The sequence below is a fragment of the Streptomyces sp. MBT53 genome (genome assembly GCF_016654115.1).
Lineage (GTDB): Bacteria > Actinomycetota > Actinomycetes > Streptomycetales > Streptomycetaceae > Streptomyces.
In genome coordinates, this window is record NZ_JAEQAZ010000009.1 from 97,033 (window position 1) to 112,528 (window position 15,496).

13 protein-coding genes and 1 riboswitch are annotated in these 15,496 nt (G+C 70.4%); of the genes, 8 read left to right on the forward strand and 5 right to left on the reverse strand.

The window, feature by feature from the left end:
* The first annotated feature begins 70 nt into the window (after positions 1-70).
* The 8 genes from JHN45_RS05705 to JHN45_RS54635 all read left to right on the forward strand — a co-directional run bounded on the left by JHN45_RS05705 (position 71) and on the right by JHN45_RS54635 (position 8,888).
* Positions 71-1,135 (forward strand): LLM class flavin-dependent oxidoreductase, encoded by a 1,065-nt coding sequence (locus JHN45_RS05705; protein ID WP_201048251.1) that lies wholly within the window; start codon positions 71-73, stop codon positions 1,133-1,135.
* Between the two features lie 6 nt (positions 1,136-1,141).
* Complete coding sequence (locus JHN45_RS05710) at positions 1,142-1,696, forward strand: AAA family ATPase (RefSeq protein ID WP_201048252.1); 555 nt, start codon at positions 1,142-1,144, stop codon at positions 1,694-1,696.
* 33 nt (positions 1,697-1,729) lie between these two features.
* Positions 1,730-1,839: riboswitch (SAM riboswitch) on the forward strand.
* A 232-nt stretch (positions 1,840-2,071) separates the two neighbouring features.
* Positions 2,072-3,706, forward strand: coding sequence for an ABC transporter substrate-binding protein (locus tag JHN45_RS05715; protein ID WP_201048253.1), 1,635 nt, complete (start codon positions 2,072-2,074; stop codon positions 3,704-3,706).
* Positions 3,703-4,788: an ABC transporter permease gene (locus tag JHN45_RS05720; protein WP_201048254.1), complete on the forward strand. Its 1,086-nt coding sequence runs from the start codon at positions 3,703-3,705 to the stop codon at positions 4,786-4,788. Before JHN45_RS05715 ends, JHN45_RS05720 begins: the two co-directional genes overlap by 4 nt.
* A gap of 3 nt (positions 4,789-4,791) precedes the next feature.
* Entirely contained in the window at positions 4,792-5,772 is a 981-nt protein-coding gene (locus tag JHN45_RS05725; protein ID WP_201048255.1) for an ABC transporter permease, read from the forward strand.
* On the forward strand, positions 5,765-7,429 hold the full coding sequence (locus JHN45_RS05730; protein ID WP_201048256.1) for an ABC transporter ATP-binding protein: 1,665 nt from the start codon (positions 5,765-5,767) through the stop codon (positions 7,427-7,429). The genes JHN45_RS05725 and JHN45_RS05730 overlap by 8 nt, the downstream gene beginning before the upstream one ends.
* Positions 7,426-8,652 carry a dipeptidase gene (locus JHN45_RS05735; protein ID WP_201048257.1) on the forward strand — a complete coding sequence of 409 codons (1,227 nt, stop codon included), beginning with the start codon at positions 7,426-7,428 and terminating at the stop codon, positions 8,650-8,652. Before JHN45_RS05730 ends, JHN45_RS05735 begins: the two co-directional genes overlap by 4 nt.
* Entirely contained in the window at positions 8,649-8,888 is a 240-nt protein-coding gene (locus JHN45_RS54635; protein WP_374195592.1) for a DUF6059 family protein, read from the forward strand. The genes JHN45_RS05735 and JHN45_RS54635 overlap by 4 nt, the downstream gene beginning before the upstream one ends.
* 47 nt (positions 8,889-8,935) lie before the next feature.
* Here JHN45_RS54635 and JHN45_RS05740 read toward each other — a convergent pair whose 3' ends face one another.
* The 5 genes from JHN45_RS05740 to JHN45_RS05760 are packed head-to-tail and all read right to left on the reverse strand — an operon-like array spanning position 8,936 to position 15,495.
* On the reverse strand, positions 8,936-10,888 hold the full coding sequence (locus JHN45_RS05740; RefSeq protein WP_201048258.1) for an alpha/beta hydrolase domain-containing protein: 1,953 nt from the start codon (positions 10,886-10,888) through the stop codon (positions 8,936-8,938).
* Entirely contained in the window at positions 10,885-11,898 is a 1,014-nt protein-coding gene (locus tag JHN45_RS05745; protein ID WP_201048259.1) for an LLM class flavin-dependent oxidoreductase, read from the reverse strand. Before JHN45_RS05745 ends, JHN45_RS05740 begins: the two co-directional genes overlap by 4 nt.
* Complete coding sequence (locus JHN45_RS05750; RefSeq protein ID WP_201048260.1) at positions 11,895-13,631, reverse strand: ABC transporter ATP-binding protein; 1,737 nt, start codon at positions 13,629-13,631, stop codon at positions 11,895-11,897. Before JHN45_RS05750 ends, JHN45_RS05745 begins: the two co-directional genes overlap by 4 nt.
* Positions 13,613-14,539 (reverse strand): ABC transporter permease, encoded by a 927-nt coding sequence (locus tag JHN45_RS05755; RefSeq protein WP_201048262.1) that lies wholly within the window; start codon positions 14,537-14,539, stop codon positions 13,613-13,615. The genes JHN45_RS05750 and JHN45_RS05755 overlap by 19 nt, the downstream gene beginning before the upstream one ends.
* The gene (locus tag JHN45_RS05760) at positions 14,536-15,495 is read right to left on the reverse strand and encodes an ABC transporter permease (RefSeq protein WP_201048263.1); all 960 of its coding nucleotides are present in this window, start codon (positions 15,493-15,495) and stop codon (positions 14,536-14,538) included. Before JHN45_RS05760 ends, JHN45_RS05755 begins: the two co-directional genes overlap by 4 nt.
* Position 15,496 lies beyond the last annotated feature (1 nt).

Genomic DNA, 15,496 nt, shown 5'->3' on the forward strand with positions numbered 1-15,496 from the left:
CAGGCTGGGTTTCGCTTTCCGCCCGAACATCCCTCGCACCGCCGTCGGTCACACCGCGATCGGAGTCACGATGAGCCCGGAATTCCTCTGGTACATCCCCAACACCGTCGAACCGGGCCACCGTGGCGACGACACGACGGACGGCTGGGGCTCCATCGAGTACTCCACCGACCTCGCCCGCACCGCCGAACGCCACGGCTGGGGTGGCGCCCTCCTGGGCACCGGGTGGGGACGCCCGGACACCTTCACCGTCGCGACCGCGCTGGCCGCACGGACCACCACGTTCAAGCCCCTGATCGCGATCCGTCCCGGCTACTGGCAGCCCGCCCAATTCGCCGCCGCGGCAGCCACGTTGGACCAGCTCAGCCGCGGCCGGGTCCTGGTCAACATCGTCAGCGGCCTCGACAACCTGGCCGCCTACGGCGACACCCGCAGCGATCCGGCCCAACGGTACGCGCGCACCCAGGAGTTCCTGCATCTCGTACGACGGCTGTGGACCGAGGGGGACGTGTCGTTCGACGGCGATCACTTCCAAGTGAGCGGCTCCACGATCGGGCCCCGCCCCTGGAAGACGGCCGGCAGAGCGCATCCCACGCTGTACTTCGGCGGCGCGTCCGAGGCCGCCGAGCGGGTGTCGGCGGCCGAGGCGGACGTACAGCTCTTCTGGGGCGAACCGCTCGCCGGACTCGCCGAACGCATCGACAGGCTAAGGCAGTTGAGCGATCAGATCGGCCGTCGGCACCGGCCGCTGGAGTTCGGCCTGCGGATCACCACCGTGGTGCGCGACACCACGGAGGAGGCGTGGCGGGCGGCCGAGGGGAGGGTCGCGCGCATGGCGGCCGGTTCGGCCGACGAGCTGACCTGGACGGGGAACCGGAAGACGGCCGTCGGACAGCAACGGCTCTACGACCTCGCCGCCCGGGGCGAAGTGCTCGACACCTGCCTGTACACCACGCCGGGCAGGTTCGGCGGCGGGGGAGCGGCGACGACCTGGCTGGTCGGTTCCGCCGCCGACGTGGCCACGGCGCTGGACGACTACCGCAAGCTCGGCATCACACACTTCGTCCTCTCCGACACGCCCTACAAGCAGGAGATCGTCCGCATCGGAGACCAACTCCTGTCCCGGATACGGTGATTGGGGGTGCTGGTGACCACCGCACTCATTGTCATCGGCGGACTGCCCGGTACCGGGAAGACCACGCTGTCCCGACTCCTGGCAGCACGCATCGGGGCGGTGCACCTGCGTGTCGACACCATCGAGCAGGCGCTCGTCCGCTCCGGCCTGGCACAGCACCCCGTCGGACCGGCAGGCTACGTCGTCGGGTATGCCCTGGCCGAGGAACACCTTCGGCAGGGGCTCACCGTGATCGCGGAGTCGGTCAATCCGCTGGCCGTCACCCGGGACAGCTGGCGCGACGCGGGGGCCGGGGCGGGCGTTCCGGTCGTAGAGGTGGAAGTGATCTGCTCGGATCCGGCCGAGCACCGACACCGCGTGACCTCGCGCTCGGTCGACATTCCCGGTCTGCCGCTTCCGGACTGGCAGCAGGTCCGGCGACGCGACCACGAACCGTGGAACCGTGAGCACATCACCCTCGACACGGCCGGAGAAGGACCACAGGATTCGCTCAACTCGCTTCTCCACCAGCTCGATCGACTCCGACTCCTCGCTCCGGCGCGTCCCCCCGAGGCGTCTTGACGCCGAGAGAGCAGTCGATCTACGGTGAGCGCGAGCTACGAGTTCCGGTGATCAAGCCCTGGCTGGCCGGACGGCAACCCTCGACGCAGTGGGGTGCCCCAGGTGACGGCTCGGCGGATGTTTCTGTTCTGCAAGTGCGTTCCCACCGGCCTCAGTTGCCGGCGACACCCTAGGAGGACGACGTGGCAACCGGCCTCGTGCTGTGCTCCCGGCGCCATGTGGATCTGCTGCTGGTCTCCAGCTGTCTCTGTCACAGCTGACCCGTTCCTCGCGCGGCACGTTCACTCTCACCCTTCACGCGACAGCGTGCGCCCGGCATGTCCTGCCCGCCGCACCCCTTTCGCGCATCCACCCATGCGGAGACAGAGACCAGCCATGGCACATTCCAGCACCGTCAGACCTCTTCGGCCCCTCGGCGCGATATCCCTCGGCGCGGCGTTCCTGGTCGCCCTCACCGGCTGCACCAGCAGCAAGACGTCCACCGGCTCCGACGGCCCGACGATCACCGTCGGTACCACCGACCAGGTGACCAGCCTCGACCCGGCGGGTGCCTGGGACGCGGGCTCCGGCACCATCGAGAGCGAGGTCTACGCGACCCTCCTCAGCGTGAAGAACGGCGCCACGGAGGTCTCCCCGGATCTCGCCACCGGCATCAAGTTGACCGGGCCCAAGGAGTACACGGTGACTCTGCGGAAGGGCCTGAAGTTCGCGAACGGTCACCAACTCACGTCCTCCGACGTCAAGTTCAGCTTCGACCGGACCCTGAAGATCGCCGACGAGAACGGCCCCTCGTCCCTGCTCTACAACCTCGCCTCGGTCGCCGCCCCGGCACCGACCACGGTCGTCTTCACCCTCAAATCCGCCAACGACACCCTCTTCCCCCAGGTGTTGTCCACCGCGGCCGGCTACATCGTCGACGAACAGACCTTCCCCGCGGACAAGATCCTCGACGACAAGGCCATCGTCGCGGCCAAGCCGTGGAACGGCCCGTACGGCGTCACGAGCTACGACAAGAACTCGCTGGTCTCCTTCACCCAAAACAGCGACTACGGCGGCCAGTTGGGCACCCCGAAGACCAAGAACATCCAGCTCAAGTACTACACCGACGCCAGCAACCTGAAGCTCGACGTCCAGCAGGGCACCGTCGACGCCGTCTACCGCACCCTCACCACCGCCGACCTCGACGACCTGGCCAAGAAGAAGGACATCAAGGTCCACACCGGTTCCGGCAACGGCATCCGCTACATCGTCTTCGACTTCGCCACGCAGCCCTACGGCACCAAGACCAAGGACGCCGACAAGGCCAAGGCGCTGGCCGTCCGCCAGGCCGTGGCCGACTCCGTCGACCGGACCCAGCTAGCCCAGCAGGTCTACAAGAACAGCTACCAGCCGCTGTACAGCTCGGTGCCCGACGGACTCACCGGCGCCAGCGACTCCTTCAAGTCCCTCTACGGCGACAAGAAGGGCGGCCCCGACAAGGCCGTTGCCGCCGCACGGCTGAAGGCGGCGAAGGTCACCACGCCCGTCACCCTCAACCTCCAGTACAACAGCGACCATTACGGGTCGTCCTCGGCCGACGAGTACACGCTCGTCAAGACCCAGCTCGAAGCGACGGGGCTGTTCAAGGTGAACCTCCAGTCCACCGAGTGGACCCAGTACGGCAAGGACCGCATCAAGCACCTCTACCCGCTCTACCAACTGGGCTGGTACGCCGACTACTTGGACGCCGACAACTACCTTTCGCCCTTCTACTCGGCCAACAGCTGGGTCGCCAACGGCTACGACGACCCCGCAGTGCGCTCGCTGATCCTGAAGGAGGAGACGGAGACCGACGCGGCCCAGCGCACCGAACTCCTCAAGGAGGCGCAGGACAAGGCCGCCGCGCAGGTGCCGCTGCTGCCGCTGCTCCAGGGTTCCACGGCGATCGTCACCCGTACCGACGTCAGTGGTGTGCCGGACGCGCTGACCAGCGCGTACACCTTCCGCTGGGCAGGACTCTCGAAGAAGTGAGCGCTCTGACCCAGGAGACGGCCCCCGGCGCCGTCGGCAATTCCGCCGACGGCGCCGCCGGGTACGGACTCGCCCGCTATCTGGTGGTCCGCTTCCTCCTCATCATCCCCACCGTGTTCATCCTGGTCAGCCTGGTCTTCTTCCTGATGCGCGCCACCGGCGATCCGATCAGCGCCGCCTTCGGCGACCGGCTGACCCCCGACCAGCTCCACGCGAAACTCCACCAGGCGGGCTACGACCGGCCGTTGCTCACCCAGTACCTCGACTACCTGAAGTCCCTGGCGACCGGCGACTTCGGCCGTACCGTCACCGACAACGAACCGGTCACCCACGTCCTGGGCACCTACGGCGCCGCCACCGTCGAACTCGCCTGCTACGCCCTCCTGGTGGCCCTCGCCGTCGGCGTACCCCTGGGCATGGTTGCGGCCTCCAACCGGGACCGCGCGCCCGACGCGGCCCTGCGACTCTTCGCCGTCCTCACCTACGCCACCCCCGTGTTCTTCGTGGGTCTGCTGCTGAAACTCGTCTTCGCGATCCAACTCGGCTGGCTCCCCGCGTCCGGCCGAGCGAGCACCGACGTGCAGCTCTTCCTCCAGAACCAGACCAGTACGACCGGCTTCTACCTCGTCGACGCCCTCCGCAGCGGGGACGGGGCCGCCGTCGCGGATGTCCTCAAGCACGCCGTACTGCCCGGCGTGGCGCTGGGCCTGCTCGTCGCCGGCATCCTGCTGCGGCTGGTCCGTACGAACCTGATCGGCACCCTCGGCGCCGACTACGTCGAAGCCGCCCGCTCCCGGGGTGTCGCACCCTTCCGCCTGGTGACCCGACACGCGACCCGACCTGCCCTGATCCCCGTCGTCACCGTCCTGGGACTCCAGGTCGCCGGGCTGCTCGGCGGAGCGGTGCTGACGGAGACCACCTTCGAGTGGAAGGGCCTCGGCTACGAACTCGCCCACTATCTGACGGTCCGTGACTTCCCGGCCGTGCAGGGCATCGTGGCCCTGTTCGCCGTCGTCGTGGCGGTGACGAACTTCCTCGTCGACGTCGTCGCGGCCCTCATCGATCCCCGAGTGAGGTACTGAGCCGTGGCCCAACTCCTCGTGCGACGGCCCGCCTTGCTGCCGGACCGCATGCGCGCACGACTTCGCACCGGGGGTGCGATACAGCGCGGCATGCTCCTCACCGGCGCCGTCCTCACCGTGCTGTTCGTCCTCACCGCCCTCCTCGGACCCCTTCTCGCCCCGTACGGATTCGCCCAACTCCAGGACGGGGGACGGTTGTTCGGCTCCCAGCAACACCCCAGCGGCGCCCATCCGCTGGGCACCACCATCGCCGGGTACGACGTGCTCTCCCGCACGGTGTGGGGCGCCAGGACCGCGCTGGAGATCATCCTCGCGGCGCTGCTGCTCTCGGTGATCCCCGGCACCGTGCTCGGGCTGGCCTCCGGCTATCTCGGCGGACGCCTCGACCGGCTGCTGGTGGGGCTCGCCGACGCGCTCTACGCGTTCCCGCCACTGCTGCTCGCCATCGTCATGTCGATCGTGATCAGCGGCGGCCAGTCCAGCCTCGTCGGCGGCCTCGGCGCGGCGGCCTGCTCGGTCGCCGTCGCGTTCGTACCGCAGTACTTCCGTGTCGTAAGGGCCGAGGTGACCCGGGTGAAGGCCGAGCCCTTCGTCGACGCGGCCCGGGTGATCGGCACCGGCACCTGGCGGATCATGTTCCGGCATGTGCTGCGCAACTCGGTCCGCACCCTCCCGCTGATCTTCACCATCAACGCCTCCGAAGCGATCCTCACTCTCGCAGGACTCGGCTTCCTCGGCTTCGGCATCGAACCCAACTCGGCGTCCGAGTGGGGCTACGACCTCAACCGCTCGGTCGCGGACGTCACTTCGGGACTGTGGTGGACCGCGATCCCGCCGGGCCTGGCCATCGTGCTCACCGTGCTCGGCACGACCCTGCTCGGCGAGAGTCTCACCGACCTCGCCGACCCGAGACTGCGACGACGCGGCGGTACGACCGCGAAGGCGACCGCCATCGCGACGGACGGAGGCACGGACGATGACTGACCTCCTGCGCATCGAGGATCTGCACGTCACCTTCGCCACGGACGCCGGCGCGGCTCCCGCGGTGAAGGGCGTGAGCCTGTCCGTCGCCCCTGGCGAGGTACTGGCCCTCGTGGGCGAGAGCGGCAGCGGCAAGACCGTCACCGCCAAGTCGGTGCTCGGACTGCTGCCCGCCACCGCGACCGCCCGCGGCCGGGTCCTGCTCGGCGACGGCACCGCCGACCCCGCCGAGGACGTGCTCACCGCGTCCCCCGCCCGACTGCGCGCCCTGCGCGGCACCCACGTCGCGATGGTCTTCCAGGAGCCGTCCACCGCGCTGAACCCGGTCTTCACCATCGGCTGGCAGCTCACGGAGGGCCTCCGCGCGCACGGCCACGGCGGCACCAAGGCCGAACGCCGGGCGGTGGCCGTCGAATGGCTCGACAAGGTCGGGATCCCCGACCCCGCCACCCGCGTGAGCCACTACCCCCACCAACTCTCCGGCGGCCAGAAGCAACGCGCCGTCATCGCCATGGCCCTCGCCCTCGGCACCCGGCTCATCGTGGCCGACGAACCGACCACGGCCCTCGACGTCACCGTCCAGGCGGAGATCCTCGAACTCCTGCACCGCTGCCGTACCGACTTCGGCACCGCCGTGCTCCTCATCACCCACAACATGGGCGTCGTCGCGGACCTCGCGGACCGGGTGGCCGTGATGAGCGAGGGCGAGATCGTCGAACAGGCCCTGGTCCGCGAGCTGTTCGCGGCGCCCGTCCACCCGTACACCCGCGAACTGCTGGCCGCCGTACCGGTCTTCGGAGAACAGGGCAGGACGCAGACCTCCGCGACGGACGAAGCGCAGCCGGTCGTACGGGCCGCCGGGCTGCTCGTGGACTACCCCGGGCGACTGGGAAGGAAGGGCTTCCGCGCGGTCGACGGTGTGGACTTCGAGATCCGGCCGGGCGAGGTGCTCGGGCTGGTGGGGGAGAGCGGCAGCGGCAAGACCACCATCGGCCGGGTGGTCGCCGGTCTGACGCCCGCGTCCGGCGGTGAACTCACCGTGTTCGGCGAGCCGTTGACGACTCGGCGCCGCACCCGCGGCCGGGCCGGCCACATCGGCTACGTCTTCCAGGACCCCGCGGCCAGTTTCAATCCGCTGCTCACCATCGCCGACAGCGTCGCGGAGCCACTGACCGTGCACCGGCGTGAACTTGGGGCCGCAGCGATCCGCGCCGAGGCAGAGGCGCTGCTGAAGTCCGTTCATCTGCCCCGGAGTTACGCCGACCGCTATCCGCACGAGCTCAGCGGCGGCCAGCGCCAACGTGCCGCCCTGGCCCGGGCGCTCGCCCTGCGGCCCCCGTTGATCATCGCGGACGAGCCGACCTCCGCCCTCGACGTGTCCGTCCAGGCGAAGGTGCTCGACCTCTTCACCGAACTGCAAAGGGAGTTGGGCTTCGCGGCGCTGTTCATCAGCCATGACCTCGCGGTGGTGGAGCAGGTCGCCGACCGGGTCGTCGTACTGCACCGGGGCAGGATCGCCGCGTCCGGATCCACGGCCCAGGTCCTGGGTAACCCACAGGACGACTACACGCGGCGGCTGATCGCCTCACTGCCCGTCGCCGACCCGATACGGCAGGGGCGCCGCCGGCTGACCCTTGGCGAAGGAGTGGCAAGCACATGACCGACACAGTGGTGGACCTCATCGCGGAGGTACTGCGCGACACCCCCGTCTTCGACGGCCACAACGACCTGCCCGTGGCGTTGCGCGCCCGCTCCGGCTACAGCGTCGAAGGGCTCGCGGACGGCCGTCCCGACCTCCACACCGACCTGCCGCGGCTGCGCGCGGGCGGGGTCGGCGCACAGTTCTGGTCGGTGTACGTCTCCTCTCAACTCCCCGAACCCGAGGCCGTGGTGGCCACGTTCGAGCAGATCGACGCCGTGTACCGGCTCGTCGCCCGCTACCCGGACACCCTGCGGATCGCCTATACCGCGGCCGATGTCGAGCGCTCGCTCGCCGACGGACGGATCGCCTCCCTGCTCGGCATCGAGGGCGGTCACAGCCTCGCCGAGTCCCCGGGCGTCCTGCGGTCGTACGCCCGGCTCGGCGTCCGCTATGTGACGCTCACCCACAACGACAACACCACCTGGGCGGACTCGGCCACCGACGAGCCCGGCGTCGGCGGCCTGAATGACACGGGCCGGGCGATCGTCGCCGAACTCAACCGCACCGGTGTCCTCGTGGACCTCTCCCACGTCGCCGACTCCACCCAGCGCGCGGCGCTCGCCGCCTCGACCTCCCCGGTGCTGTTCAGCCACTCCTCCGTACGCGCCCTCAACGACCACCCGCGCAATGTCGCCGATCCGGTCCTGGAGCTGCTGCGGGACAACGGCGGCGTCATCCAGCTCACCTTCGTCCCGTACTTCATCTCGGCCGAAGTGGCTGAGTGGGCCCAGGAGTTGCAGGCCGAGCGTGAACGTCTCGGGCTGCCCAAGCAGCCCTGGAGCTGGCCGCGCGCACCACGACCGGGCGAGGATCCGGCCCACGTCGCCGAGGAACTCGCCGCAGCCTTCACCGCGTCCGCCGACGACCGGCTACGGCGCTGGACCGAGGAACACCCCCGGCCCGAGGTGACGGTGGCCCAGGTCGCCGATCATGTCGAGCACGCCCGCGAGGTGGCCGGCCGTGACCACATCGGCCTCGGCGGCGACTACGACGGCGTCGACCACCAGCCGATCGGCCTCGCCGACGTCTCCGGCTACCCGGTACTGCTGCGCGAACTCGCCGACCGCGGCTGGTCCCGGGCCGACCTGGAGGCCCTGACCGGCCGCAACGTACTGCGCGTTCTGCGTGAGGCCGAGGACCGTGCGACCGAACCGCTGTGGCCGACGGCCGCGCTGCGGTGAGCCGGGCACGCAGGTGGGCCGAGTTGTTCGCCCGGTGGGCACCGGGGCTGCTCGTAGTCGGCTGCTGCCTGGGCGGACTTCCGGTCCCCGTGGCCGCTGCCGATGGGACGGAGACGGAGCGCACACCGGAGCCGTGCAGCGGACCGCCGCCCGGTCATCCGGAGTGCCTTGCCGCGCACATCCCCCCTACGGGTGTGGAGCGAGAGCTGTGGTCCGCCCTGAATCTGAGGGTCTGAGAAGGGTCCTGCGTGACTTGGCCGCTCGGGAGTTGCCCGACGCGGAGTCAGGGCAGGTCGACGTCATGGCGTGGCGTCGACCAGTCCGCGGCGGCGCTCACCGCGCGTGCCACGTCCTCATCGGGCAGCAGCCGCCGCGCCGCGAGTTCCTCGGCCGCCGCCCTGATGCGGGCGGCGTATCCGGCCGTGTCGCCGTAGCGCCTCTCCACGCTCGGACGCGGATCACCGGTGATCAGCCGCTCGTCCTCGGTGGCGGCGAACGGGAACGTGGAACCGCTGAACTCGTGCAGCGCGCCGTGCCCTTGACCCGGTGCACGCGTGTTCCAGCCGGTGTAGGTACCGAGCGGCACGGACACCATCGGGGCGCGCACACCCGCCGTCTCGTTGCCGTCGGCGTCGACGGCAGGGACCAGCACCGTGTAGCGATGCGCGCGGTCGGCGACCGGCGGCACGGTCGAACGGTCCACTGTGTACAGCTCGTTGGGACCGTACGGCCGCAGCGCCGAGGGCACCGCCGGGAACTGCCGTGACCACTCCTCGAATGCCACCAGACTGCCGTCGGCGACCGTGGGCACCGCGCTCGGAGGCGGTTCCACACCCTCGCTCACCCATGCGTCGAGCGCGTCGAGGACGCCCCGGAACAGCGCGGAGGTGGCGACGACGTTCTCGACGTGATGGCAGATGCCCTTCCCCGGGGACTGCGGCGTCGGACTCGCGACGTGCTGGCTCGACGACCACAGGTAGCCCCGCACGTTCGGCGGAAATCCCAGGTCCCGCCCGTCAGTTGTGGTGTGGACCAGTGATCCCCGGCGCTGCCAGTACTCCGTGGACGTCTGCGTGTGCAGCACCTTGGGGTCGCTCGCGCGCTTCATGATCGCGTCGCGGGCGCCGGTCAGATGGTCCACCGTCTCGGCGTACGCGAACGGGAAGGCGTCGGCCGCGTTGAGGTGGTCCTCGTACTGCTGGCCTCCCGGCACCGTCAGGTTGGCGAACCGCCCGATGTCCAGCCGGCCCGCGCCGGAGACGTGCGGCAGCAGTCCGTCGAACACCCGGCGGCCTTCGGCGTCCTCGTTGAAGCCCCGGTGGATGAAGTCGCGGATGGCGCGGCCGGTCTGCGAACGACCCCAGCCGTAGGCGTAGTCGATCTCCCCGACCGGCTGTGCCGGGTCGTGGCGGAGATGGCTGACCAGGTCGCGCACCGCGACGAGACCGAGGCCGAGGACGAGGGGTTCCTCGGCCTCGTAGGTCAGTTCGTAGATCCAGCCCGGCCGTAGCCCACCGTCGACGTAGAGGTCAGTTCGGCTCGGTACGACGGCGACGGACTGAGACCGCAGGTCGGGGCCGCCGCCCTGGAGACGTGCGAACCGCCAGGCTGTCGTGGGTACTTCCTCCGGTGCGCTGTGCGGGTAGCGTCGCCGGGTGAGCCGCGCGGTCCGTTCGCCCGCCGCGCTGACGGGGGAGGATCTCGTGTTCGTCCAGCGCGACAGCGGCAGGGAGGCGGTGGGCTCCTCGACGATGAACTCGGCTGTCGTCAGGCCGCGTACGGGTTCCGTGCCCCGCGTCGTGACGGGCAGGTCGAGCAGCAGCCGTCCGTCGCCGGGCAGCAGATCGCCCTGCCAGGCGCCGAAGACGACCGTGTACCCGCGCAGCAGCAGAAATCCGTTGCCCGCGTCGGCGAGGGTCCGGGGGCGGTTCGTGTGCGGGGCGTCGCAGAAGTACTGGACGGCCCGCTTGTTGCCCCGGTTGCCCCAGTCGAAGAACAGCCGTCGGCGTCCGCCGTCGACCGGCCGCAGGATCTCGACGTCCCCGCTGAAGCGCACCGCGCCGTCGCCGTCACGCGGTGCGAGGTCCAGATCGGTGATCGAGCCGAGGGCGGGCTCCTCGGGGTCCACGGTGTAGTGGGCCGTGGCGGTGAGTACTTCGTACGCCCCACCCTCGGCGAAGCGATGACCGTCGGCGAACGGCTCCCGGGTGTGGACGTCCAGTCGTACGGGACTCATCGCGCGGCCTCCAACTGTGCGGGGCGCCAGCCCAGTCCGGGTGCGACCAGGTGGAGTACATCGTGCAGGATCTGTTCGTACTCCTCCCGCCGGAACTCGTACGGCAGTTCAAGGCGCAGCTCCGAGACCGCCGACACCACAGGATCCGCGGTCAGTTGCTCCAGGATCTGTTCCGCCGTGCCGACCACGTCGGGTGCGAACAGGGTCCGCCTCGGGCCCTGCGGGGCGAGGGTGCGGGCATGACGGCTGTCGGCATACGTGCGGTAGCGGGCGCGGGCGGCCCGGTCGGCGCTGTCGAACGGCACGACGACGCGGCCCACCGCGACGCGGGCGGCGGGCTGGACGCGCCGGTACTCGGCGAGCAGGTTCGACTGGGCCGTGGTGAAGTCGTCGGTGTTCTCGCCGGTGACGATGTTCCCGGACAACAGGTTGAGGCCGCTCTCGCCGGCCCAGCGGGCCGAGCGCAGACTCCCGCCGCCGTACCAAATACGGTCCACCAGACCGGGGTTGTGCGGTTGCAGCCGCGGTCGCTGGGTGTTGCCCGGCGACTCGATCACCGTGTCCGGGCCGCCCAGGTAGTCGCCGCGCAGATTGTCGACGACCCGGGCGACCCGGCCGTAGGACAAGTCGAAGGCGCGCCAGTCGCCGTCGTACACCAGATCACCGAGGAGTTCGGCGTGCGGCATGCCGGTGCTGAAGCCGACCTGGAGCCGGCCCCGGGAGAGGACGTCGGCCAGTGCCAGATCCTCGGCGAGCCGGAACGGGCTCTCGTAGCCGATCGGGATGACCGCGGTCCCCAACTCGACGCGCCGCGTGCGTTGTCCTGCCGCGGCGAGGAACACCGCGGCCGAACCGACGCCGTGTTCGAGGTGCCGCTGCCGGATCCACGCGCCGTCGTAGCCCAACCGCTCGCCGTACTCGAAGAGTTGGAGGGTCTCCTCCAGGCCGGTGTACGGGTCGTCGTCGGCGAAGTTGCCCGGGGTGAGAAAGGCGAGGGAAGTGATGGTCATGCGCTTCGCGTCCTCAGTTCGTGATCGGCCTGGCGGCCGGGGATCGCCGCGAGCAGCTCGCGGGTGTACTCGTGCTGAGGGTGCGTGAACAGGTCGTCCGGGGCACCTGTTTCGACGATGCGGCCCGCCCGCATGACGGCGACCTCGTGCGCGATCTGCCGTACGACGGCCAGGTCGTGCGAGATGAACAGGTACGCCACGCCAGTGTCGGCCTGCAACTCCGCCAGCAGGTCGAGGACTTGGGCCTGTACGGAGACGTCGAGCGCGGACACCGGCTCGTCGCACACCACCAGGTCGGGGGAGAGGGCGAGGGCCCGCGCGATCGCGACGCGCTGCCGCTGCCCACCGGAGAGTTCCGCCGGGCGGCGGTCCAGGGTGGCGGCGGGCAGGGCGACCCGGTCGAGGAGTTCCCGGGCCCGGTTCAGCCGGGACGCGCGGTCGCCCACTTTGAAGGCGCGCAACGGTTCGGTGATCACCTCGCCGATGGAGAAGCGGGGGTCGAGCGATGCGTACGGGTTCTGGTAGACGAGCTGGGCGCGTCGGCGCAACTGCCTGGCCTGGGCGCCCCGGGCGGTGGTCACGTCGGTGCCGTCGAACAGGATCTGTCCGGAGCTCGCGTCGGTGAGGCGGAGCACCAGGCGGGCGGTGGTGGACTTGCCCGAGCCGGATTCACCCACCAGGGCGAGGGTTCGGCCGCGGTGGAGGGTGAGGCTCACGTCGTCGACCGCGCGCAGCGTGCGGGACTCGCCGTTCGCGCGGGGGAGCCTGAACTCCTTTACGGCGTTGCGGAGTTCGACCAGCGGTGCTGTGCCGGTGGCCGGGGGTGCGGTGACCTCGGTGCGGGGGACGGCGGTCGTCAGGCTCGGCGCGCTGGCCAACAGCCGTCGGGTGTACTCGTGTTGGGGGTCGGTGAGGATCCCACGCGTCGGCCCGGCCTCGACCACTCGTCCCTGGGACATGACGACGAGGCGCTGTGCCCGGTCGGCGGCCACACCGAGATCGTGGGTCACCAGCAGGATCGCGGTGCCCAACTCCTCGGTGAGGCCCTGGAGATGGTCGAGGATGACGCGTTGCACAGTGACGTCGAGCGCGCTGGTCGGCTCGTCGGCGACGATCAGTCTCGGCCGCGCGGCGATGGCGATCGCGATCAGGGCGCGCTGCCGCATACCGCCGGAGAGCTCGTGCGGGTACTGCCGGGCACGGGTGGCCGCGTCCGGCAGTCCGGCCCGGTGCAGGATGTCGATCGCCTCCGACGGCGCGGAGCGGCGGGTCGCGAGACCGTGGATACGCAGCACCTCGGCGACCTGCTCACCGATGCGCTTGACCGGATTGAGGGACACCGACGGGTCCTGGGGCACCAGGCCGATCTGCGCGCCGCGCACGGTGCGCAACTCCGCCTCGCTCAGCGCGGTGAGGTCGTGCCGGCCGAAGCGGATCGTGCCCGCGTCGATCGTGGCGTTGGCCGCCAGCAGCCGGGTGATCGCGTGCGCGGTGGTGCTCTTGCCGGAACCGGACTCGCCCACGACCGCGGTCACTTCGCCCGGGCGTACGTCGAGATCGACGTCCCGCACGGCCGGTACGGTGCCGCCGCGGGTGCGGTACGACACGGACAGGCCGCGAATCTCCAGGGCGGCGCCCTCGCCGGGGTCCGGGTCGGTGCTCGGTGTCGTGCTCAAGTCCTCATCCGTTCCAGGTGTGTTCTGCGGGCGTTCGCTCATGGCTGCCGGGACCATTCGCCGTCCAGCGCGCGGGCGATGCGGTTGGTGGCCAGCACGGTCGCCGCGATCGCCAACCCCGGCAGCGCCGTCAACCACCAGGCGTTCGCGAGGTAGTTGCGGCCGTCCGAGATCAAGGTGCCCCACTCCGGGGCCGGTGGCGGGGCGCCGTAGCCGAGGAAGCTCAGGGCCGACACGGCGAGGATCGAGGAGCCGAAGTCCAGGGTGGCCAGGACGATCACCGGGCCCGCCGCGTTGGGCAGCACATGCCGGCCCAGCACCGAGTACCAGCGGGCCCCGCACGACCGTGAGGCCTCGACGAAGACCGCCTGCCGCACCCGCAGCACCTCCGCCCGGGTCACCCGCGCGAAGCTCGCCACGCTGGCGATGCCGACCGCGACCGCCACCTTCACCGTGCCGTAGCCGAGCGCGGTGACCAGGGCCAGGGAGAGGAACAGCGCCGGGATGGAGAGGAGAACGTCGACGAAGCGCATCAGCACGTCGTCGATCCAGCGGCCCACGAACCCGGCGACCAGTCCGATCAGGCTGCCGACCACGAAGGCGACCGCCACCGCGATGAGGGTTGCTTTGAGGGAGAGTTGGGCGCCATGGACGACCCGGGAGAAGACATCGCGGCCGAGTTCGTCCGTGCCGAACCAGTGCGCACCGCTCGGGCCACGGAAGTTCTGCGACGGTACGCCCGTCAGCGGGTCCCGGGAGGTGAACAGGCCGGGCCAGAACGAGGCCAGCACCACCAGGACGAGGACGAGGACCGACAGCAGCAGTCCGGGGCGGCGCGCCAGGAACCGCAGGACGCGTCGCGCGTCGACGCGGCGGCCAGGGCCGGGGCCGGACCCCGGTTCGACCGGTCGCGCGAGGCCGAGTGCGGCAGCGGCGGCGGTGTCGTCGACAAGACCCTGACTCATGCTGCGACCGCCTTCCGGCCAGAGGCCACCACGATCCGCGGATCGAGCAGCGGGTAGACGAGGTCGACGACCAGGTTCGTCAGCACGAAGATCAGCGCGCCGAACACCACCACGCCCTGCACGAGCGGGATGTCCTGAGCCGTGACCGCGGCGGCCGTCACCCGGCCGAGTCCGTCACGCGAGAACACCGTCTCCACGACCACCGAACCCGCGATCAACTGCCCTACCAGCAGGCCGACAACGGTCAACGCAGGCAGGGACGCGTTGCGCAGGGCGTGCCGCAGATGCACGCGCCATCGGCCGGCGCCCTTGGCACGGGCGGTCTCCACATAGGCCTGGTCCAGCGCGGTGAGCAGGCTCTTGGCCAGTACCTGCGCCACCTGCGCGCCGGTCGGGATCGCCAGCGTCAGGGCCGGCAGGATCAGCCCCCGCAGCCCGTCGTTGCCGAACGCGGGGAACCAGTGCAGGCGGAAGGAGAACGACTCGACGAGCAGCAGCCCCACCCAGAACGTAGGGACCGACACCCCCAACGGCGGCAGGGACAGCAGCAGTTGACGCAGCCACCGGCGCGAGGTGTAGGTCGCCACGACCGCCAGTCCACCGCCGAGGAGCACGGCGAGGAGCAGCGCGGCACCGGTCAGCTGGAGGGTCCCCGGCAGGGCGTCGGCCAGCGTCGAGGACACCGGCCGGCCCGTGGAGACGGAGTTCCCGAAGTCCCCGCGCACCGCCCGGCCGAGGTAGTCGGCGTACTGCACCAGAATCGGCTTGTCGAAGCCGTACTCGTGGCGCAGCGCGGCCAGTTGGGCCGGGTCGACCGTCCCGGAGTCCATTCCGGCACTCGCCATCGCCGTGACCGGATCGCCCGGCAGGAAGTCGAGGACCAGGAAAGACACCGTGTAGGCGGCCCACAGCACCCCGACCGCCTGGGCGAGCCGCTTGATCGCGTAGCGGCGCATG

Coding starts and splice junctions, on each gene's coding strand:
- JHN45_RS05705 (WP_201048251.1), top strand. CDS start 71: ATGAGCCCGGAATTCCTCTGGTACATCCCCAACACCGTCGAACCGGGC.
- JHN45_RS05715 (WP_201048253.1), top strand. CDS start 2,072: ATGGCACATTCCAGCACCGTCAGACCTCTTCGGCCCCTCGGCGCGATA.
- JHN45_RS05730 (WP_201048256.1), top strand. CDS start 5,765: ATGACTGACCTCCTGCGCATCGAGGATCTGCACGTCACCTTCGCCACG.
- JHN45_RS05735 (WP_201048257.1), top strand. CDS start 7,426: ATGACCGACACAGTGGTGGACCTCATCGCGGAGGTACTGCGCGACACC.
- JHN45_RS05740 (WP_201048258.1), bottom strand. CDS start 10,888: ATGAGTCCCGTACGACTGGACGTCCACACCCGGGAGCCGTTCGCCGAC.
- JHN45_RS05745 (WP_201048259.1), bottom strand. CDS start 11,898: ATGACCATCACTTCCCTCGCCTTTCTCACCCCGGGCAACTTCGCCGAC.
- JHN45_RS05750 (WP_201048260.1), bottom strand. CDS start 13,631: ATGGTCCCGGCAGCCATGAGCGAACGCCCGCAGAACACACCTGGAACG.
- JHN45_RS05755 (WP_201048262.1), bottom strand. CDS start 14,539: ATGAGTCAGGGTCTTGTCGACGACACCGCCGCCGCTGCCGCACTCGGC.
- JHN45_RS05760 (WP_201048263.1), bottom strand. CDS start 15,495: ATGCGCCGCTACGCGATCAAGCGGCTCGCCCAGGCGGTCGGGGTGCTG.